14 protein-coding genes are annotated in these 20419 nt (G+C 70.9%); 8 read left to right on the forward strand and 6 right to left on the reverse strand.

Annotated features, from left to right (window positions below; all coding sequences use genetic code 11):
* Window positions 1-502: 502 nt before the first annotated feature.
* From ACMXN5_RS30185 to ACMXN5_RS30195, 3 genes are all read right to left on the reverse strand, one after another.
* On the reverse strand, window positions 503-3424 hold the full coding sequence (locus ACMXN5_RS30185; protein WP_439677895.1) for a VWD domain-containing protein: 2922 nt from the start codon (window positions 3422-3424) through the stop codon (window positions 503-505).
* Between the two features lie 510 nt (window positions 3425-3934).
* On the reverse strand, window positions 3935-4306 hold the full coding sequence (locus ACMXN5_RS30190; protein WP_439677896.1) for a YybH family protein: 372 nt from the start codon (window positions 4304-4306) through the stop codon (window positions 3935-3937).
* Window positions 4307-4381: 75 nt separating this feature from the next.
* Window positions 4382-5209, reverse strand: coding sequence for a helix-turn-helix domain-containing protein (locus ACMXN5_RS30195; protein WP_439677897.1), 828 nt, complete (start codon window positions 5207-5209; stop codon window positions 4382-4384).
* A 954-nt stretch (window positions 5210-6163) separates the two neighbouring features.
* Between ACMXN5_RS30195 and ACMXN5_RS30200 the strand changes: the two genes are divergently transcribed.
* Window positions 6164-7408, forward strand: a complete 1245-nt coding sequence (locus ACMXN5_RS30200; RefSeq protein ID WP_439677898.1) for a DUF2716 domain-containing protein — start codon at window positions 6164-6166, stop codon at window positions 7406-7408.
* Between the two features lie 393 nt (window positions 7409-7801).
* On the opposite strand, the gene ACMXN5_RS30205 is transcribed toward ACMXN5_RS30200, so the two are convergent.
* Window positions 7802-8035, reverse strand: a complete 234-nt coding sequence (locus ACMXN5_RS30205) for a hypothetical protein (protein ID WP_439677899.1) — start codon at window positions 8033-8035, stop codon at window positions 7802-7804.
* A gap of 403 nt (window positions 8036-8438) precedes the next feature.
* Between ACMXN5_RS30205 and ACMXN5_RS30210 the strand changes: the two genes are divergently transcribed.
* The 3 genes from ACMXN5_RS30210 to ACMXN5_RS30220 all read left to right on the forward strand — a co-directional run bounded on the left by ACMXN5_RS30210 (window position 8439) and on the right by ACMXN5_RS30220 (window position 11070).
* Complete coding sequence (locus ACMXN5_RS30210; RefSeq protein WP_439677900.1) at window positions 8439-8606, forward strand: hypothetical protein; 168 nt, start codon at window positions 8439-8441, stop codon at window positions 8604-8606.
* A 166-nt stretch (window positions 8607-8772) separates the two neighbouring features.
* Entirely contained in the window at window positions 8773-10002 is a 1230-nt protein-coding gene (locus tag ACMXN5_RS30215; protein WP_439677901.1) for an FxsB family cyclophane-forming radical SAM/SPASM peptide maturase, read from the forward strand.
* A 180-nt stretch (window positions 10003-10182) separates the two neighbouring features.
* Window positions 10183-11070 (forward strand): aminoglycoside N(3)-acetyltransferase, encoded by an 888-nt coding sequence (locus ACMXN5_RS30220; protein WP_439677902.1) that lies wholly within the window; start codon window positions 10183-10185, stop codon window positions 11068-11070.
* 279 nt (window positions 11071-11349) lie between these two features.
* Here ACMXN5_RS30220 and ACMXN5_RS30225 read toward each other — a convergent pair whose 3' ends face one another.
* Both ACMXN5_RS30225 and ACMXN5_RS30230 read right to left on the reverse strand, forming a co-directional pair.
* Window positions 11350-13053, reverse strand: coding sequence for a type IV secretory system conjugative DNA transfer family protein (locus ACMXN5_RS30225; protein WP_439677903.1), 1704 nt, complete (start codon window positions 13051-13053; stop codon window positions 11350-11352).
* Between the two features lie 527 nt (window positions 13054-13580).
* Window positions 13581-14636: a hypothetical protein gene (locus ACMXN5_RS30230; RefSeq protein ID WP_439677904.1), complete on the reverse strand. Its 1056-nt coding sequence runs from the start codon at window positions 14634-14636 to the stop codon at window positions 13581-13583.
* Window positions 14637-15719: 1083 nt separating this feature from the next.
* On the opposite strand from ACMXN5_RS30230, the gene ACMXN5_RS30235 reads away from it, so the two are divergent.
* The 4 genes from ACMXN5_RS30235 to ACMXN5_RS30250 all read left to right on the forward strand — a co-directional run bounded on the left by ACMXN5_RS30235 (window position 15720) and on the right by ACMXN5_RS30250 (window position 20310).
* Window positions 15720-16871 carry a DUF6183 family protein gene (locus tag ACMXN5_RS30235; protein ID WP_439677905.1) on the forward strand — a complete coding sequence of 384 codons (1152 nt, stop codon included), beginning with the start codon at window positions 15720-15722 and terminating at the stop codon, window positions 16869-16871.
* Between the two features lie 720 nt (window positions 16872-17591).
* Entirely contained in the window at window positions 17592-18272 is a 681-nt protein-coding gene (locus ACMXN5_RS30240) for a DedA family protein (RefSeq protein ID WP_439677906.1), read from the forward strand.
* Window positions 18269-18880, forward strand: coding sequence for a phosphatase PAP2 family protein (locus tag ACMXN5_RS30245; RefSeq protein WP_439677907.1), 612 nt, complete (start codon window positions 18269-18271; stop codon window positions 18878-18880). Before ACMXN5_RS30240 ends, ACMXN5_RS30245 begins: the two co-directional genes overlap by 4 nt.
* Window positions 18859-20310, forward strand: coding sequence for a sensor histidine kinase (locus tag ACMXN5_RS30250; protein WP_439677908.1), 1452 nt, complete (start codon window positions 18859-18861; stop codon window positions 20308-20310). Before ACMXN5_RS30245 ends, ACMXN5_RS30250 begins: the two co-directional genes overlap by 22 nt.
* The last annotated feature ends 109 nt before the right edge of the window (window positions 20311-20419 follow it).

A 20419-nucleotide genomic window follows, 5' to 3' on the forward strand; every position in this document is an offset into this window, starting at 1 on the left:
CGACTGCTCCCGCCTCCGGCCGTCGCGGTGAGTCGGCGAGAGGCCGCCACCCGAGCCGTGGACCGATCGTCGGCGGTGCGTGAGGGCGCGTACGGGAGTGTGGCGGTCGCCGTGACGATCGTGGACCGTCCGGTGGGAGGGCTCGACCTTCCTGTGTCGGCCGGCACGCGGCGGACGGCGGCGAGGAAAGCCCGACACCGCCAGGCCGTTCGAGGACTTCACCGGCGCGCGATACGGCCTGCCGCCCCATGTTGCCCATCGACGGGGACCCTCGACGTCCGACCCATCGACCCATCGACCCACAGGACCGGAGCACAGTCCCGGCGCATGCCGACCGTCGGCGGGAACACCCCGGCGAAAAGAACGATTCGACGACGCGCCCACTCGACTTCCGGGCGCCACGCCACGAACGCCCCGGAGCTCCCGTCGTCACGCTCCGGGGGCGCTGCGACAGACCACCTCCTGCCGGCCGCCGTCGCCGCCCCCGCACCGGCCTCGGCTCTCAGCGCGTCGTGAGTCCGAACCCGTACGTGCCCGAGAGAGCCGGGTCCGGCTTGTCGACGACGATGACGTACGTCGAGGTTTCCGGGAGGGTGAGTACGCCCAGATCCTGGCAGATCGAGACGGCGGGCAACAGCGGTGCCACTCCCTTTCGTTCGTCGTCGACGCTCCCGTACAGCCGCCATCGGAACCGGCATTCACCCCCCGGCAGGTGGTTGAAGTGCGTCTTTTGCCCGCCCTCGCTCGCGAAGCGCAGTTCGTACCTCGGGCTTCCCGCCGGGAGGAAGCCCGTACAGGCGAAGGCACTGCCGAGTTGTTCGGTGTCCCCGATGATCAGCGTGAAGCGGGGGGTGACGTCGCCGTTGTCCTCAGCGCGACATTCGGACCGGTCCGGAGGGTTCTCGTCGGTCGGTGCCGTGCGGCGCGTGGCCGCTTGGAACGCCTCCTGCGCCGCGGTCGCGGCGGCGAACTCCTCGCGCCCCGTCGGGGCCACGTCGAAGACGCAGTCCTCGAGCAGTTCGGGGTCCGTGACCCCGGCGCCCCGACACGTCGCGTCGGCCCGGTCGCGTGCGGCCAAGGCGGTGGGAGGCGTGGGGAATCGGCGATTGGTGAACGTCGCCGTCGACTGGCCCGGGGCGTAGTCGAACAACGAGGCTTCCTGCGTGATGCGCCATCGGTCGGCGTACGGGCCGTGCAGGTCGTCGGGCCTGGCGGGGACGGCGAGTGTGTTGCCCGCGCCCATGTCCAGATCGTTGTCGGGCCGGCCGTCGAAGTTGCCCAGCAGGCCCTCCATGCGCCCCCGCCGAGCGGACGGCACGACCACGTCCGCCCGGAGGCCGAAAGCGCCGATGGTGCTCACGTGCAGTCGGCTTCCGTCGGGCCAGACGACGCTGTACAGCGTGGCGGCGCCCTCGCCCTGCCTCGTCAGCACCCCGCCATGGGGCAACGCCGTGTCACCCGCCGGCGGGGCGATCGTAACGCCGTTCAGATGAACCTCGATCACCTCCGGGCCGTCGGTCAGATACAAGCCGACCCGGTCGCCGGCGACGTTCGCGGCCAGTGCGCCGTTGATGCTCGCCGTGGTCAAACCGGGATAGGCCTTCTGGCGCGCCTGCACGAGCAGCCCGTCGGCCGGTGAGCGCGCGAGGGTGAACTCGCCCACCGATTGCAGGTCGTAGCGCAGGTTGTCGAAGGTCACCAGGTGCGGATCGCCGTTGCTGCCGCCCGTACCGCAACTCTCACCCTCGCGGCGGGGGAGGGCCGGGCGTGCGGGGGCGGCCTGTACCGCGTTGCCTGCGGGCGCCGGACGTGGCCGCGGCACCGGGGGGCTCGGTGGCCGACAGCCGGGCATGGGCGCGGGCGCGGGGGCCGACGGTGCCGAACCGGTGCCGGGCTTCGGCTTTTGCTTCGCGGGGCCGCAGAAGGCATTGAGTCGGATGCCGGTGAATGTCATGGTGCCCGGCTTGTCGCCTCCGCTGATGCCGAGGTAGGCGCGCCCTTTGGGGATGGGCTGGAATCGTGTGCCCGCACCCGGTGTGTCCTCCGGACACTTGCAGTCGGCCCCCATCGTGCAGAACACCGTCGAAAGCGCCGCCGGGAAGACGAAGTCGCCCGCGTTGCCGGGTCCGAATCTGCCGCCGGGCGCGTCGTTCGGGCCGGGAGTGAACCGCAGCACCTCTGCGGTGACGTTCAGCGCCGTCACCGCGGCCGCCAGTGGCAATGAATCGATGTCCTTGGAGGTGCCGTCGGCGACGCGGAGAGTCGTGGTCAGATTCTCCTTCGCACCGGTGATGGCCGCCCCCTGCGTCGTCCACGCGGGGCCGTGTGCGGGATCGCGCGTGTAACTGGCGGGCCAACTCTGTCGGATGTCGTCGGCGCTGCTGCCCAACGCGGCGGTGAACGCGGCATCGCTGTGTCCGGTGCCCGCATCCGCCGACGCCCGGACGACCGGGACGAAGCGGTTCAGCACGTCGATCCCGCGGTAGTCCAACTCCCACCAGAATCCCATGGCTTCGTACGACGACTTGACGAGTGGCCTACCGGCGTGGCGGAGGTAGCCGTTCCACTTGGTGGAGGATTGGTTGAACCTGCCGAACAGCTTGCCGGTCACCCAATCGGCCAGCCCCTCGGCCACCCACGACGGGATGTTGAGGTACGCCTTGAGATCCCCGATGGCCACGCCCGCCGCGCAGTGGGTGACTTCGTGGAGGATGGCTGCGTCGGCGTCGTGGTCCGGGTCGCTCGTGTCGAAGAACTTCGGATAGAAATGGATCAGGCACTGCGGGGTTTTTCCCGTATACCAGCCCAGGGTGTCCGCGAGGATGATTTCCGATGGTTCGGAGGGTGCGGGCGTCGCGGACACGCAGGCGCCGAAGTTCGGCGTGGGAACGCTCAATCCGATGATTTGCGAGACCGTCATCCACCAGCCGACGAGCTGCGTGCGAAGGCCTGGATTGTTCGGCATCGTCTTCGGGCAGGCGGCGTTCGCCGGAAGGTCCGTGAGTGTCCCGAGCGGTTTGGCCGAGCCCTTCGTGCCGCCGGGTTCGGCTTCCTCGGACGGCTCGTCGGGCGTGCGGATGGCATCGATCGCGGCGCGCTGCTCCGGCGTGATCTCGTCCCAGACGGACTTGACCCAACGCAACGCGGCCGACCCCGAGGTCAGTTCGCTGCGGTCGCCCGAGACCGGTGCCACCCCGGGGAGCGGTTCGTAGACTGTGGCGAATGCGGCAAGCGCCATCTCCTTGGAGACTTCGCCGTTGCGACCGGCCATATCCATGATCTTCTGCCAGGCACTCGGCGGGGGCTCGCCTCCCTCATGGTGCCGACCGAACGGCCCGCAACCCGTCGGCAGGCCGAGCAACAGGATCGCCAATACCAAGATCCAGACCCGCGGCCACCCGCCGGTGTATACCCTCGAAGCCATGCGATCTCCCCGCCGGGACGGGGCCGCTCTGCCGGCGCGGGCCGCGTTGTACATACATTAGGGGCGATTTGCGACGGATCGCGCCCTTCGGTCGGTGTGTCGTGGCGGATCCGCCCGTTTGCGTGCATGGCCCCAGCCCGATCGAGACTCGACGCCTCGGCCGGGTGGTGGGTGTGTATGCCGGGCGCGTGGGCCGGCGGCGACAGCAGGGTCACTGGCAAGCCTGTGCGGCCGGCGAGTGGCCGACACCCCACCGGTGATCCGCCCTGGTGGACGAACTCCCTTCCGGCAGCGGGGGATAGGCCGACCCGGCCGTCGCACGATCGACGGCCGCTCACCCCCACGGACGCGCAGGACCACCGCGGTCGGGGGCGACCACCCGAGATACGACTACCGCATGGAATCGGGCCGTTGCCGATCGACGACAGCGCACCACCAGGCCGCAAGGGCCCTCACGCGTTCGAGATCACATCCGCGTGCGACCCGTCACCAACCTTCGTGGGCATACACCTAACCCAGGAATGCCGGCTCGTCGATGACGTACCGCCAGGTGCCGTCGGGCTGTTGCCGGGCGACCTCGACCGATGTGCCGGTCGAGTCGATCGATTCACCGTCCGCCGTGACGCCGGTGAAGTGCCAGTCACCGGCCATCAGCGCGAGTCCGCCCGCCGTGACGAGCCGGCGGGACCTCACGGTGAAGCCCGGTTTCATGGCGAGCATCCGGGCCAGGCTCTCGCGGATGGCGTCGACGCCCCGGTCGAGGCCGGACGGGCCGCCGAAGGTGGCCTCGTCCTCGTAGAGGCGGACGAGCCCGTCGAGGTCGCCCTCGCGGACGCGGGCTTCGTACAGGGAGTTCAGTTCCTCGGGGCTGAGCGCGGTCATGGCCGGTCTCCTTCGTATGCGTGCGGGATCACCGCGACGCTATGCGCGGCCCGACCGTCCGGGCTTGGACGAAATTCACCTGACCTGGGGCGGCGCGCCGGTCTCGCCCATACCCGTGGTGACGCAGCCGCAGGGCAGGGCGCGGGCGAGGTACCGGGTGAGGGAGGTGCCGGTGAACTCGCGGATGTCGCGGGCGAGGTGGGACTGGTCGTAGTAGCCGGCATCGAAGGCCGCCTGCTGCCAGCTCTCGCCGCGGCGGATCCGGCGCATCACCGACCGGAACCGGAGCAGCCGGGCCAGCGTCTTCGGAGGTCGGCCGAGCTGCCGGTGGAACCGCTTGATCAGGTACGCGTGGCTCCATCCGACCTCGGCGGCCAGCCGACCGATCGGGATACGCCCGCCGGTCCCGACCAACCGCCGCCACGCATACGCCACCTCCGGCGCGGGACGAGGACCCCGGTCCGCCCTCTCCAGCAGAAACCGGTCCAGCAGCGCGAACCGCTCCGGCCGGCCGGGCGCCTCCCGCATCGCCTCGACCAATTCCCGCCCCACGCCGCCGAACAGCTCACCGAAATCCACCGCCTCGCTCACCGCGGTACCGAACACCGTGTACGCCCCCGGCGGACTCAACCTCACCGCGACCCACTCTCGCCCCTGCGCCGCACCACCCGCACTCCGCAACGGGCGTTGCGCACTCCGGAAGATGTGCCCGGTACCGGTCACGAACGCGTCCGGCCCGCCTGCGGCGGGCTCGGTGATGTTGAAGACAAGCGACACCGACGGCTCGGCCGGCACCAGCAGCGAACCGGACGAGACCATCTCCCTGGTACCGCTGTAGTCGTCGGCGACCAGATCCCGCACACCGACATGGGCCGTTCCCACCACCCGCACCAATTCCGCCATCACACCAGACTCTCAAAGTCGGCGCGCAGGGACCGCCACGGCATCAACCCCCAACAGGCCATCGACACCTTCATCACCCACGCCGACACCACCCCCACCGCATCGGCACCGACCCGATCCCGCCCTCCCCGGTCGGCCACACACGTTTTGCCGAGCGATGAGCGTCATGTACCGCCCGTCTCGCGGGGTCGCGGATCGTGTGTCGCAGCCGCCGTCACGGCGAGCCGACAACCCGACGCCCGCGTGCGGCCCCAACGCGTCCCGGACGGCGATGCCGTACCCGCAGGCCGCCACCGTCGTGCACGCACCCCGAACCCCGTGCGGACACATCCGAACCGGACCAACTTTCCGTGCACCGCGAGTCCGTGCGCTCACTGCGTGCCACGCTCGGGGCGCGGCGGCCCAAGCCGGCGGCCGAGGCGATGAACGAGGCGCTGACCGTGTGTAATCCGCCGACCAGTTGCTCGCGCAGTGGCTGGAAAGGTCGAGGACGGCCGCCTCGACGCGGTCCGTTCGGCGGGCCGGGCCGAACGCGGCCGTGAACTCCAAGCAATACCGGTGGTTGGTGCCGCGCCTCATGCTGTGCACCAAGCACCGCAACTCCGAAGGAGAACTCCGCGATCCTGTCGGCGGCATTGGCCGAGGCGCTGGGCGACACGGGACCCGCTACACCGGGACCGCGATGCCGCGGCCCGTGGGGAAGACGGATGCCAAGGACGCCATCATCGTCACCGATCAGACTCGGATACGCCGGAACCCGACCGCGCTGGGCCCGAACGACGAGAGCACGCCGTCGAATTGCGCGTGCTGACCGACAGTCGGGCCGACGTCAACGTCGACCGCCCCCGCCGGTACGGGTCGATCATCCCGGCCGAGCGGAATCACGTTCGTTCGATGAGGCCCGTTCGCATTCAACCGATGGTCTCGCGGGAACCGCACTGCTTGAATGCCGTGGTGGCCTTGGACGTGGGGGAACTGCCGGCAGCGCACGATCGCATCCTGCGTGGCTCCGGTTCGGCGCAGCCGCGGTTCGGCACAGTGGTCGAGCGGATCGGACCGCTGACGCTCACCCACTACGGTACCCACTGCATCGTCGACCACCTCGCTCTGGACGCCTCGACCTCGGTCGCCCGGCTTGCCACGCAAGTGCGGCAGAGCGCGGCCGCCCGTGTGGAACCTGTGGAGTGGCGTGTGTTCGCCCACGACGCCGAAGCGTCGCGGCTGACGGCCTCGCTCGAAGCGGCGGGTTTCACCGCGGGGTGGGAGCGCAGTGTCCTGCTCGGCGACGTCGCCGAACTCGACCTTCCCCACCTGGAGCCGGAGTGGGAAGTGGAATCGGTTCGGTGGGACGAGCCGCAGGCGCAGCAGGCGCTGGACCTGTCCGCCGAGTCCGGGCCGCACCGACTTCCCCTGTCCGCCTGGCACGCGATGGGTTCGATCCCATACCGGGACATCGACATCCGTGTACTGACCCACTGCGGAAGGGTTGCCGCGGCCTGCTGGCTGGAGTCCGTTCGGGGCACCGCGTTCGCCGTGGTCGGGGGCCTGACCGCGCCACGCCCCGAACTACTCGCCAAGCGGTTCCAGTCGCCGGCGAAGGGGTTTCTGCTCGCCGAGGCCGACGGGCAACTGCGCAGCGCCCTCATGGCCGTCGGGTTTCGGGACGTCACGACGGTCCGGTCCCACCACTGGACCCCGCCGGGTGAGCCCGCCGCGGCCCCGCCCGCGAGGCACTCCCTCCACGACGCCGAGTCCGCACGGATAACACGTCGCTGTGAGGCCCGCGTCGGCTTCGACTACGCCGGCGGGAGTGGACGGTATACCGCACCGCTCGACTCGCGCCGCTGGTTCCACGGCATGCTCGACCGCGGCGCTCCGGCGATCACAGCCGCCGAAGGCGTCATCGAGCGGGGCCTGCGCGCCTGCGTCCGACCCGGCGAATGGGTCTACCAGTGTCGCCCCTTTCTCAATGGCTGGGAGTTCGACCCGCACCGCGTCGGTGGCCCGGGACAGCCGCCCTGGCCGGGTGGCGCCATCGCAGACGACGAGTTCCAATTCCTCGCCACCGCGGACGCCCGCCTCGGCACGTTCGCCCACTACGCCGAACAAACCCTCGTCGTCTTCGGAGAGGACCTCATCGAGCAGGTCGCGAACGACTTGGACCACCTACTCGGCGGCGGCGTCTGGACCTTCGGCTGAACACTCGGGCGGACGCTCCGTCACCAGCCCGGACATATCCCGCCTGAACCGACTTCCCTGCCACGCACCGGTGGAACGTATCCCCACCGAGGCCGCGCGGGGGCGCTCGTTGCACCAACCTCCCCACCGGGCCGGGCCCGGCTGTCGCCCACGATCAGACCCGCCGTCGACCCGGAGACCCGGTCCGGTTCACCGATACGCCGCGCACCTGCGCCCCCAGGAGCCACGCTGCCCTTGGACATCGTGCCGAAGGCGGCCGGCTCGCCGACCACGGGCATGCCTGCCGTTCGCGCTCGACCCCCGACCACGGGCCCTGCTCGAGCGGCACGTCGGCGCCGGGGACGAGTACACCCCGGCCGCAGCGTTCCTGCCACTCGGCCACCGTCTCGACCCTCACCGCCCGGGACCGATGGGTCGACGACGGACGGACGCCGAGCCGTCCCGAGCACAATCCAGGTCCAGGGTCGGGACGTTCGCGGCGTCCGCCGCGGTACTCGGGGCGATCGCCTGCCTGCCCGCCACCGCGTCGGTGGCCTCGACGGGCACGTCCACGGCACCCACCACCGTCAACGACACCCCGAGCCCGTTTCCGGCGCGCGTCGCCGCCGACGACGGCCCGGGGTCCATTCCGGCATTCGACAGCCCCGGCCCCGTTCCGCCGTTCGCCGCCGCCGGCTCGGCAGCGGCAAACGGAGTCAGCGCCGACTTCGACGGCGACGGGCGGACCGATATCGCGGTCTGGCGGCGGCGGGTCGACTCGCCCGGAGTGCGCGGGGGGCGGGAGCGGGAGGCGCCGCCGCAGTAACGGTCCTCGATCGACCTCGGCCGCCGCGCGGCGTTGACCACCGCCGGCAGGGTCGGCCCGAGCGGGAGCCGGGAACACCGACCGGATCGGGATCTCGACGCCCGAGCGGGGTACGGGAGCGCGGAGGCGGGTCCGATCGCGCGAGTTCCGTTCACGACAGGAGCCGGCGAAGTTCGGTTCTCCTAGGCTGTGTTCGCCCCACCGGATCGAACACAGGAGCCATTCGTGAACCCCGTGAACTCGACGCCCACCGTCACCGAAACCCCCGCCGCCCCCGCCGCGTTCGACCGCACCGGCGAGTCCCCGCTGGCCGTGGCGCTGCGTCGGGTCGCCGCCGAGTCCGAGGCGGGCGGTCCGCGCATCGGCTACAACAGCTTCGTCGGCGGCGAGTAAGCAGCCACCCCCTCGATCGACCGGCACACGACGCCGGGAGATCGACGAAACGGCTGATGCCCCGGCGGTCCTCGGGCACCTCGAGGACCGCCGGACCCGGCCGGGTACACGCCCACCCGCACGGATCGCGCCGGTGCCATCCTCGGAACCACCCGGAGCAGACACTGTGGTCAACCTCGAAACGCCCATACGCAGGTCGGCGGAATGGCCGGCCAACCTGCTCGATCCCGACGGTCCGGGTACGACGTGGCAGCCGGTGCCCTTCACCCACTTCGTGGTCAAGATGCACAGCCGCTGCAATCTCGCGTGCGACTACTGCTACCTGTACGAGATGGGCGACGAATCCTGGCGGTCGAGCGCCAAGACGATGTCGACGGCGGTCGTGGACCGTACCGCCGCCCGTATCGGCGAACACGTGCGCGCCCACGGGCAGGAGCGCGTGCAGTTGATCGTGCACGGCGGCGAGCCGCTGCTCGCGGGACCGGCCCTGATCACGCGGATGGCCGAGGCCGTACGCCGCGAGGTGCCGGCGAGCACACACGTGTCCTTCGGCGTGCAGACCAACGGTCTGCTCCTGAACGACCGCATGCTCGACGCCCTGCACGCACTGGATTTCCGGGTCGGCGTGAGTGTCGACGGCGGCGAACTCGCCAACGACCGCCATCGGCGCTTCGCCGACGGGCGCGGAAGCCACGCGGCGGTGACCGAGGCGGTCGCCAGGCTGCGCGATCCGTCGCGGCCGGGATTGTTCGGCGGGCTGCTGTGCGTCATCGACGTGGCGAACGATCCGGTCGAGGTGTACGAGTCGCTCCTGACGCACGCGCCGCCGATGCTCGACTTCGTGCTGCCGCACGGGAACTGGACGTCTCCGCCGCCACTGCGCGAGGAGGGGTCGAGTCGCACACCCTACGGCGACTGGATCGTGCGGGCCTTCGACCGCTGGTACGACGCACCGCGTCAGGAGACCCGGGTCAAGCTGTTCGAGGATCTGCTGAGTCTGGTGCTCGGCGGCCACACCCGGTCCGAACAGGTGGGGATCGGTCCCGCCACCACCGTGACGATCGACACCGACGGTGGGATCGAGCAGGTGGACACGATCAAGTCGGCGTACGACGGCGCGGCTTCCACCGGATTGTCGGTGCTCACCGACCCGCTCGACGCGGCGCTGCGGCACCCGGCGGTGGTGGCTCGCCAGATCGGGATCGAGGGCCTGTCGCCGACGTGTCGCTCGTGTGCGATCCGCGATGTCTGCGGTGGCGGCTTCTTCATCCACCGCTATCGCGCGGGCAGCGGATTCCTCAATCCCACGGTGTACTGCCCGGACATGAAGCGAGTCATCGCGCACGTGCGGACCAGGGTCGCCGAGGACCTGGCGAGCGCACCGCCAAGCGGGTGACGACACGCCTTCACTCACGGAGCGGGCGCAGCAGCCCCCTCCGTGGGTGATTCGGACCGCGCGGCAGAGGTATGCGCCGTCCGGACCGCGCCCGATCGGCCCGTTCGCATGGTCCGACGCAGTCGAATCGCGCACGCCACGACCGGACGACGGCCGAGCCGATTCCCCCGAGAGGCAGCAGTGTTCGCGGCACCGAGCTCCGACCCGTCCCGGTACACCGACTCGACACCGCGCCGCGCCGAGTCGGCCCGGGCCATCGAATTCGCCCGAGAACTGTCCGAGTTGGGTCTGCGAGCAGGCGACACGGTGATGGTGCACAGCTCCATGCGCGCCGTGCGCGGTCGAGGCCGACCCGGAGCCGAGTCGCAGGATCTCCGATCGGCGTTCCGGTCCGTGCTCGGCAGCGACGGAACCCTGGTGGTGCCCGCGTACACGCCGGAGAACTCGATCACCTCCCAGGCGTTCGCCGACGCGACCGCCGGCCGGACGGTCGAGGAGCTGGCCGACTATCTGCACCGGCCACGGGACCCGCACGCGTCGGTGGCGGCGGCGATGGGCGCGTTCGCCGAGTCGATTCGTGCCGACGACCGGGCGCTGCGCAGCGACCATCCGCTGGCCGCGGTCGTGGCCCTGGGCGGCCGGGCCGAAGAGGTCACCCGAGGCCACGGAAGGACGCATTTCGGCCCGGATTCACCGATGGGCCGGTTGTACGACGCGCGGGCCACAGTGCTCGCGATCGGCGTCGGATGGGGCGTCGTTTCCGTGGCCCACCTGGCGGAATACCGACACCCTCATCGGTCGCGCCGCCGCTACACCTGCAAGATCGCCACCTCGGAAGGGAGTTCGTGGTTCTCCTTCCCCGACGTGGCACTGAGCGACCACGACTTTCCGGAGCTGGGGCGGGACTTCGAGGAGCGGCATCCCGAGGCGATCACTCGCGGTCGGGTGGGCGCGGCGCACGCGTTCCTGCTGCCGGTCCGGCCGTACGTGGATTTCGCGACCGCCTGGATGGGCGTCCATCGAGCACCGGCAGCGCCCGCGAGCGAGGAGGACCCACACCCTCCCTGAGCCTCCAACAAACCGTGGTCGTCGGGGAGTTGGTCCCACACATCGGGATGGAACGTGGCGACCCGCCGGCCGACCCGCCGCTCCGGCGCCACCCATTACCGCCACGTGTACCCGGCCGCCCCACGGCCTCCGAGTCCCCACCTCGCGCCGGCCCGGGCGCTCGGCGCGGACGAACGCGCCGCGATGCTTGTCCTGACGACCCTTCGGGATCGTCCACTACCCGCCCGCGTCCGTGCACGCACGTCGGCACCGCAGAGCAGTACTCGCGGCGCGGCGCCGTCACCGGCCGTGGAGCGCGATCGAGGCCCGGATCGCGTCGGCGTGCGGACCCTCCCACCACGGTATGCAGCGCACAAGCAGCGGCCTCCCGCCGCTGATCTGCACCAGCATGCGATCACGTGGCAACGCGGCCAGGTCCGCCACGTCGAGCACGACCTCGGGCCGGGTGGCCCTGGTCACCGTCGAACCCCACCAGGTCGAGGACGCATACGTGAGCGCGGTGGTGCGCGCCTCGAATCGGCCGGAGAACACCGACTGGGCCCGGAGCATCTCGCTCTCCGAGCCGCCGGCCCCGTAGACCCGCACCGAGCACGAGTTCCAGATCTTCGCCATGCCGGCCTCGCCCCACACGTGTACGCCCTGTGCCCAGGACTGGAGCATCATCATCACCACCACGCCCCGGGACCCGTAGTGGGAGAGCCGATCGGGCAGGATCGGCAGCGGCGCGGTGTTGGCGGCCTCGTCCATCACCACCAGGAGGGGGACGGGCAGCCGGCCGCCCGAGCACGCCGCCGCACGATACTCGGCGGCGACCAGCATGGCCCCGGTCAGCAGCGTGGCGGCGGGATTCGCCCTCGCGTCGTCCATGCCGGAAAGAATGTAGAGCGTGTCGGTGCCGGCGGCGAACTCCACGAAATCGAACTCCTCCCGCCCCTCGCCCGGAGTGATCCAGGGCAGCACCTCGGGAGCCGCCAACCAGGACACGAGCTGCGCGGCCCCTCCGTAGACGCCCGCCCGCTGGTCCGCCGGGAGCGCGCGGGTCGCCGCACACGCCTCGGCGGCCAGAAGGTGCCCCGCGCCGCGCAGGATGGTCTCCGGCTCGTCGTCGTCGAAACGCAACAACCAACGTCGCACCGCCGTGATCGGCTGCTTGTCCACGTCGGCGGCGAGCAGGAACATCGCCAGCAGATGCTGCGCCGCCGGCTGGAAGTACCCGTCCGATCGCGTGTGCGTGTCGCGCTGGGTGAACGCGATCAGACCCGCGACACCGACAGCGTCCTTCAGGTTGCCGGCCACCATGCCCAGTGGATTCCAGAACCAGGTGGGAGGTTCGCGTACGACCTCGTGTGGATCGAAGACCCACACCCGACCGTTGCGCCGACGCACCTCGCGGGTGGCGTCGACCACGTCCCGCTTACACGATGTGACCACCAACGCGCCCGGGGCGGAGACGACGTTGGGGATGACCCGGCAGGTGGTCTTGCCGGTGCGCGGACCGCAGATGTCCACCTGGACCTCCTCCCACGAGCCCCACACATCGCGCCCGTCGCGCACGCTGCGGCCGACGTACACCCCGGGCGTCGAGACGGGATACGCGATCCGTGCCGCCGCGGCGCGCACGCTTTCGGTGCCGACGCGCCGAACGTCGGCACGACGAGTCCACAGCCGAGCGGTCGAGTCCACGTGCCGGCGCCGATCGCGGCCGCGCAGGTATGCGAGCAAGCGCACGTCGATCGCGGCGAGCAGCAGCACAAGGCCGACCGAGAGCGCGATCACGCCCGGCGGCGGAAAGCGGGAGTCAGCGGGGTCCCCATAGGAGCGAAGCAGTTCGGCCCCGGTCGGTTGCCGGCCGGCGAGGGCGGCCACGAGTAGGTCGGCCAGGGGCGGGAGCAGGAGCACCGTGACCAGGTTGCCGATGAGAAGGAGCGCCGCCAACCACGTGCCGGTGAGGTCCGGGCCGCGGCGTCGGATGGTGCCGGTCATCTTTCTCCTTGTCCGGACGATGGCGAGGCCGGGGCCAGGGGATCCGGCCAGGGCGGCCGGAGCGATCTCGACGACGGGCCTTGGCCCCGCCCGCGAACCGCGTCGTGCGGCGAGCCCGCCGAACCCGGTGTGAGCGAGGCGCGTGGACACACGGCGCAGCAAGACGGTCCCGCGAAGGGCCGCGTCGCGGGAGTATTTCGCGCGAACCGGTACCCCACCGCGCTTTCATACCTCCCCGACCACAGGAACCACACCGGTCACCATCGGGCGCCGCCGGCGACCACGAGAATCGTCCGACACCCACCCCGCCGGCACCCCCGAACACGACCAGCAGCACATCGCCGCCACCAGCCCGCACCAGTCCCGCCTCCAGGACGGCGGCACCCGCACCGACGCCCCGGACACCGCCGAACCCGCCGACGCCGACCACCTCGCCTTCGACACCCGAGCCCGAACTCCGCCGATCCGCGACCGAGCACTCGAGTCGTCGGACGCCTGTTCGCGCTCCGGCGACACGGCGACCGCGATCACCCGTCGATCACACGCGCGGGTTCCCGCACCGTGGCCCGGAACCACATACGGCACGCAAACGCTGCCCGAACATGTCGAGTTCGGTGTCCGTCATGGGAAGCAACCTGTTTCCCGCCGCCCTGGTGGTGCCGTTCTTCATCGCCTCCGCGGTCCGGCACCGCCGTGCTGCGCATGCAACGCCCGCGTCGGCTGCTCGCGGCACCACCTCGCCGGCACGGGACGACACGCCCCTGAACCACATGCTCCACCCCGCCCCGCGCCCCACGGTTCCCACATTCGGCGATACCTGGAGAGGACCCGAGGACTTCGCCGACGAACCGCCCTTCCCATAGCTCGGCACGGAGCCGTGTCCGCAAGCGCACGGCCCGCCACGCGCCGAGCGCGCCCCGGGCACAAGGTTGCCCGCCGGTGGCCGGCACCAGGACCGGGGCCCGCCGCGGATCGCGCAGCGCCGTGCGCAGGCTCGCGGCGAGTTCTTCGCCGTGCGGGGCGGGGGTCAGGTATTCCTGGGCCTCGTTCAGCCAGAGCACGGTGTACGGGGCGAGGTAGCCCAGTTCGGCCGACGCGGCACCGGGTGGGCTCGGGTCGACGGGATGCCACAGCCGCCGGCCCTCCTCCCGCTCGCGCAGGAGATGGAGGGCCTCCCAGCAGGCGCGGGCCTTGCCCGTGGACGAGCCGCCCACGAGCACCGCGATCCCGTCGGCTCCGGCGGCGGCCCGGGTCACCGCCTCGGCCGGCAGGTGGTCGTGTTCGCGTGGCACGTATGCCGGCAGGACGGGCAACCCGGCGGTCCGGGAGTCGATCGCGTGGTGCACTTCCAGAGCGAACGGGTCGGCCTCTTCCGCCAGCGGTCGGCCCGGTCGCATCCGCTCCAGCACCGCCCGCGCCTGCTCCGCCCGGACCGCGGCCCGGGTGCCGTCCGCGCGTCGGCCGGCCTCGCCTCGGTAGGCACGGCTCCATGCCCGCTCGTCCGGCACCGCGACCGCCACGGGGTCGCCGGCCAGTCCGGCCCGCTCGGCCTGGGCCCGTATCGCCCGCACCACGGCCAACAACTGGTCGGGCTGCTGCGGAAACCGATCACCGCGCAGCCGCCCCCCGATCGTGGTCGGGCTGACCCCACCACACCGGCCAACATACGGTCCGACGGCTGTCGGTGCAGGCACTCGGCGCGGAACGCGGCCGGCGCGGTGATGAGCTCGGCATAGCCCGGTTCCCGCGTTGCCGGTCCCGTCATCGCGGATGCATCCTCCCACCGGCCGCGTGTCCGACCCCCCATGGACACCCCGACCGACACGCATCCCGGTCGTGGCGTGAACTGTCGTCCTCACAAACCAACTTCGTATCGCGAAGTGTCCCAATCACCGTGGACTCCTGTGGGACGGCCGCCTGGACGGTCAGCGTCGGTCCCGTCCGGCACGGCCCGCCCCGGGCCCTCCACCATCGCCACCGGGAGTTCACGCGATGAGCCCGCTGCAGATCCTGTCCCTGCTGCTCGCCCTGTCCACCGCCCTCAACCTCGCCGTCGCCGCCGGCCTGCTCGCCCACCGATCCGGCGTGGGCATCCCCCAGGCGATTCTCACCGGCGCGGGCGATCGCAGCCACCACCCTGGGCATCTACCTCGCCGTCGCCGCCGCCTACCGATGACCCAGAGCCCCGCCTTCTCTTGCCCTGCCTCAGACCAACTCGGCCAGTCGACAACGGACTTGTGCGGACAGGACTACTTGGTCATCAGTGCTGTGACGGAGCGCCGTGGTTTGCGAGTTTGGAGCACGACGTCTTGCGATTGGAGCAGGTCGACGGCCGTCCGCAGCCGGAGAATCCGCAGGTCGACCAAGGCAGTGGGCTCGTTTCGCGGACTGTCGTGCTTCATTCGCAAATGTGACCTCGGCCGATAGTTGGCCGGTGGCATCCCGGGAGCCGCAGGTCGATGCTCGGTGACGATTCATGGTCGGTCGGTCTGTTGACCGATAGTTGGCCACTTGCGGCACCGGAAAGGCCACCGGTAGGGGATATTGATTGACGTGGAAGTGGGCTCTGGCACGGGAAGGGGACGCTGTCGGTGATTTTCGCCGTTCGATCTCCGGAAGGCGCGGGGCCGGGCGGGGACCCAGCCGGTGTCAGCGTCCAGCCTGTCGTGACGGACGAAGGCGGACGACCGGCGAAGACGAGTTCCGAAGACGAGGTGTGGCGGCGGCGTGCCGAGAACTACCCGGCCGCCCTGTACGAACTTGCCACCGGGCGACGGGACCATGGCGTCCCGCACGAGATTCTCGATCCCATGCTCCTGCTGTGCACACACCATCCTTCGGAAGCCGGCGTTGCCCTGGTGGCGCGCCTGGTCGACGATCTCGCCGAAGACGGCGACCCCGGGGACGCGCCGGATTTCCTGGTCCGCCGCATGGCACGGCAACTCGCCCAGGCTCGCGGTCTGACCCCGCGCGCGCTGATGACGCTCTTCGGCGAACCGCCCCTCGAGCTCGGCCTGGCTGCCGAGTTCCGGGCCTGCCTGCTCCAGGAGCTCACGCGTATCTCCCGCATCGTGCCGTCGGGCGGCCCGCACGACATTTGGAATGCGGCGTGGGCCTACCACGCCCGACTGGTCGAGCTCGGCCATCCACTGGCGTGGCTGCCCCTGGAGTCCTACCCCTTCGAGCACAGGCTCCGCCGGCTCGACGGTTCCGGTGGGACCATCGGCATGGTCGATGGAGTGGACGCCGAACGAAACCCGCCCGTTCCGCCCACACCGTCCGGCGGCGCGGCGGGCCGTACGGCGCGCGAGCCGATCAACCCCGCACGAACGGAGGCCGCCTTGGCCCCGATCCTCGCCATCAGGCAGAAAGAGGTCCGCTTCTTCACGGTGGCCGCCCCGCTCGACCAACGCGACTTCAACGGCGCCCTGCTGTCCGCGCTCCCTGCGGATTGTCTCGTCGGCACGACGCCCGACACGGTGCACACCCTGCACATCACCGGCGACCACGTGCTGGGCGACCTGTACATCGCCGCAGACGCAGGAACCGCGTTCGGCACCCGCGGGCTCCGCCCGGGCCAACTCGGCGCCTACGGCAGACTCAACGCCTGGCGCGGCCTGTACGCCTTGATGGGACTGACCGACGACGTGCCGTTCCCCGAGGCGATCCGGTACGCCGCCGAGTGCCGCTGGCTGCGGTTCATCGTCCGACCGCACGAGAACGAATGGTTCGCCGACGACGCCATGGACCTCGGATTCGTGGTCCTGGATGCCGACCACACAGGCATCGCGATCCTGGCGACCAGCGAAGTGGACTGACCCGGCCCCGCGCACCCGGCGAAGATCGCCAACAGCATCCGAAATACGAAATATGCGTCACAGCCACTTCCCATCAGCGTCGTGGGGATGCGCATTCCTGTGTCGGCCGGCTCGAGGGCGGAGTGTGCTTGCGCTCATCAGCGCGAAGTCGTCTCCGCCGCCGGTGCCTTGGATCCCGGACGGCTCCCGCACCCCGCCACCGTCCGCTGCCGCCGCGCAAGCGGCGTCACCCATGTCCCCGTCTCAGGGCCGTGCCCTGACACGCCGGTTGGTGGTGCGCCGTCTTCTCGCTCTGGACGAGGCCGGGTCTTTGGAGACGGTCCACACATGCGGATCGCCGCCGGCGATGAGAAAGCCCAGCGGGCGTGCGGGCCGGCGGTGAGCAGCAGCAGCCAGAGTCGGGCAGGTCACTCGGTACGGCCCGCGTGGCGGTGGCCGCAGCGGCGGCCGGCTTCACGCACACGGCCCGCGTCACGCCGCGGGCGCCCGGATCGCCCGGATCGCCCGGGGGATCCACGACACGGAGCACGGCGTCTCGATCATGGTCCTCCACGCGGAGGCCACCGGGCCGGCCCACGCCGACCCGCACCGAGCCGCCCGGCGCCCCTTGCTCTCAGCGTTCTCTCAGGCGTGATCCGCGATGGTTTCGGGGACAGAGCACCGGTGCGTCGATACGTGGTCGAAACGACGTCGGATCGGCGACATATGAGAGGGAGCACTATGGCGCCGTCGGCCGTGTCCGGCCTGGCCGTGAACGTCCTGGACGCGAGTTCGTTGTTGTCCGCGTTCGGGGCGATCGGAATCGCCGTGGTGTTGTTCGCGGAGACCGGTCTGCTGATCGGCTTCTTCCTTCCCGGTGACTCGTTGCTGTTCACCGCCGGTCTGCTGTGTGTGTCGAGCTCCTCCGGGGTCCACCTGACGCTGTGGCAGGTCCTGCTCGCCGCCGTGGCCGGCGCCCTGATCGGCGCGCAGGTCGGGTACGTCCTGGGTCGCCGCGGCGGACGCGCGCTGCTCGCCCGGTACAGGAACAAGCGCCTGCACGAGGGTGTGCAGCGAGCCGAGGAACTGCTGGCCCGATACGGACACGCCAAGGCGGTGGTGTTGGCCCGCTTCGTACCGATCGTGCGTACCGTGCTGAACCCGCTCGCCGGCGTGCTGGAGATGCCGGTGCGCACCTTCACGCTGTGGCAGACCCTCGGCGGGGCGGTCTGGGCGATCGGACTGGTCATGGCGGGCTACGGCCTGGGTTCGTCGGTGCCCAACGTGGATACCTACCTGCTGCCGATCGTCGCGCTGGTGGTCCTGGTATCGCTGACTCCCATCGCCCTCGAAATACTCAAGGCGCGACGGCGGAAGCCGAACACCGTACCTCGGCACGCCGGGCATCGGGAGGAATCATGACCGAGTCGGCCCTCTCCGGCTCGTCCGTCGACGGCGGGCTGTACACGCGGGTGACCGAATGGGCCCGGCAGGCGCCGGATTTCGTCAACCGGGTGATCGACGACTGGACCGCGTACGGCCTGGTCGTCTTCGTGGCGCTGATGGTGCTCGCGTGGTGGTCGGCGCGCGGGCAGGACACGGTACGGATGGCGCGGGCGCTGTGCGCGCCGCTGGTGGTGTCCCTGGTGTACGCGCTGGACACCGGGCTCAAGAGTCTGGTGCGGGAGCAGCGGCCCTGTCAGACCATGGCGAACTCGTTCACCGTCGAGAGCTGTCCGGCTTCCGGCGACTGGTCGTTCCCGAGCAACCATGCGGTGATCGCGGCCGCGGCGGCGACCGTGATCTGGCTGCTGAACCGTGTCCTGGGCATTCTCGCGGCGGTCGCGGCACTGGCGATGGCGGCGTCCCGGGTGTGGGTGGGAGTGCACTATCCACACGACGTGCTCGTCGGTCTCCTGGTCGGGGTGCTGTTCGCGTGGCCGCTGACCCTGGCAGCGGGTCGGGCCGCGCCCTTGGTGGAGCGAATGCGGGACTCGCGGATGCGTCCGTGGGTCGCCGCCGGGCGATGATCGGGCGTGGCCGCACCGTGCCGGCGGGCCGGTGGGCGCAGGTACGTGGGTGGTACCGGCGGCACGCGGGCGTGCGCACCCGGTCGGCGCTGGCCGCCGCCGTGGTGGTGGCGTTGGTCCTGGCCGTGGCGATCGCCGCGTTCGTCCTGCTCTACCGGCGGTCCTTGGAACGCACGATCGACGCCGACGCGAGCCGGCAGGCCCGGACGGTCGCCGCCGACCTGGCCCGCACCGGCATACCGGAAGGCGAGTTCCCCACCGAGCGAGGTGGGTCGGCTCTGGTCCAGGTGCTGCGTCCGGACGGCACGGTGCTCGCGTGGTCGGGCACGCTGAGGGGACGGCTGCCGATGTCGGCCGCCCGGCCGGCGGCGGGCCGGCTTCTGAACGAGGGCCGGCGCGGGATCATCGGCCACGAGGACCGATACCGGGTGGCCGCGTTCGGCGTGGGCCTGACGGACGGGACGTACACCGTGGTGGTCGGCGAGTCCCTGGAGCCGATCCGGGACAGTGTCGAGGACGCCGCCGCGCTGTTGATCGTCGGGTATCCGGTGCTCGTGGTCGTGGTCGCCGGCGCCACGTACGCCTTCGTGGGGCGATCGCTCGGACCGGTGGAGGCGATCCGGCGCAAGGTGGCCGGCATCGGCGCGGCCCGACTCGGCGATCGGGTCCCGGTGCCCGAGGCGCGGGACGAGGTGGCCCGGCTGGCCGAGACGATGAACGAGATGCTCGACCGCTTGGAGAAGCAGGTCGACGCGCGGCGCCGGTTCGTCGCGGACGCCGGGCACGAGTTGCGCAGCCCGCTGACCACGCTGCGCACGGGCCTGGAGGTGCTGGGCACGCACCCGCTCACGGATCGGGACACGGCCATGGTCGAACTGTTGACCGCGGAGACCTCGCGCCTGGAGCGCCTGGTCGACGACTTGATCCTGCTCGCCCGCGCCGATGAGCGCGAACTGCGACCGCGCTTCGCCGACGTGGATCTGGACGACCTGCTCGATGCCGAGCGACACCGGCTCGCCGCCCAGCATCCCGGCCTGGCCGTGACCGCAGCGATCACTCCGGTACGGATGCGCGGCGACGCCCATCGACTCGGCCGAGTACTGCGCAACCTCGCCGACAACGCCGCCACGCACGCCGAGCGGAGCGTGAGGTTCACCCTGCGCGAAGTCGACGGCAACGCGATCGTCGAGGTGGTCGACGACGGGCCCGGCATCCCGGTCGAGGAGCGGGAGCGGGTGTTCGAGCGGTTCGTCCGACTGGACGAGAGCCGGCGCCGCGATTCGGGCGGTACCGGACTGGGGTTGGCGATCACCCGTGAGGTGGTCACCGCGCATGGGGGAACGGTGGAGGTGCTCGCCTCGGCGCGGGGTGGGGCGCTGTTCCGGGTGGTCCTGCCGGTGGATGCGGGTGACGAGGCCACCGACCGCTGATTCGCCGAGGGTGGGCGACAGTCGATGCGGGCCGGGCTCGCGAAATGTGCGCCGCGCCCTGAATCCGCGGAGCCTTTGGGAGCCTGCGGAGCCTTTGGCGAGTCCGGCT

The sequence above is a fragment of the Embleya australiensis genome (genome assembly GCF_051903075.1).
Lineage (GTDB): Bacteria > Actinomycetota > Actinomycetes > Streptomycetales > Streptomycetaceae > Embleya.

What these genes read in the sequence shown, in the direction of transcription:
- ACMXN5_RS30185 (WP_439677895.1), bottom strand. Translation starts at nt 3,424, where the DNA reads ATGGCTTCGAGGGTATACACCGGCGGGTGGCCGCGGGTCTGGATCTTG.
- ACMXN5_RS30190 (WP_439677896.1), bottom strand. Translation starts at nt 4,306, where the DNA reads ATGACCGCGCTCAGCCCCGAGGAACTGAACTCCCTGTACGAAGCCCGC.
- ACMXN5_RS30195 (WP_439677897.1), bottom strand. Translation starts at nt 5,209, where the DNA reads ATGGCGGAATTGGTGCGGGTGGTGGGAACGGCCCATGTCGGTGTGCGG.
- ACMXN5_RS30205 (WP_439677899.1), bottom strand. Translation starts at nt 8,035, where the DNA reads ATGGACCCCGGGCCGTCGTCGGCGGCGACGCGCGCCGGAAACGGGCTC.
- ACMXN5_RS30225 (WP_439677903.1), bottom strand. Translation starts at nt 13,053, where the DNA reads ATGACCGGCACCATCCGACGCCGCGGCCCGGACCTCACCGGCACGTGG.
- ACMXN5_RS30240 (WP_439677906.1), top strand. Translation starts at nt 17,592, where the DNA reads ATGGCGCCGTCGGCCGTGTCCGGCCTGGCCGTGAACGTCCTGGACGCG.
- ACMXN5_RS30245 (WP_439677907.1), top strand. Translation starts at nt 18,269, where the DNA reads ATGACCGAGTCGGCCCTCTCCGGCTCGTCCGTCGACGGCGGGCTGTAC.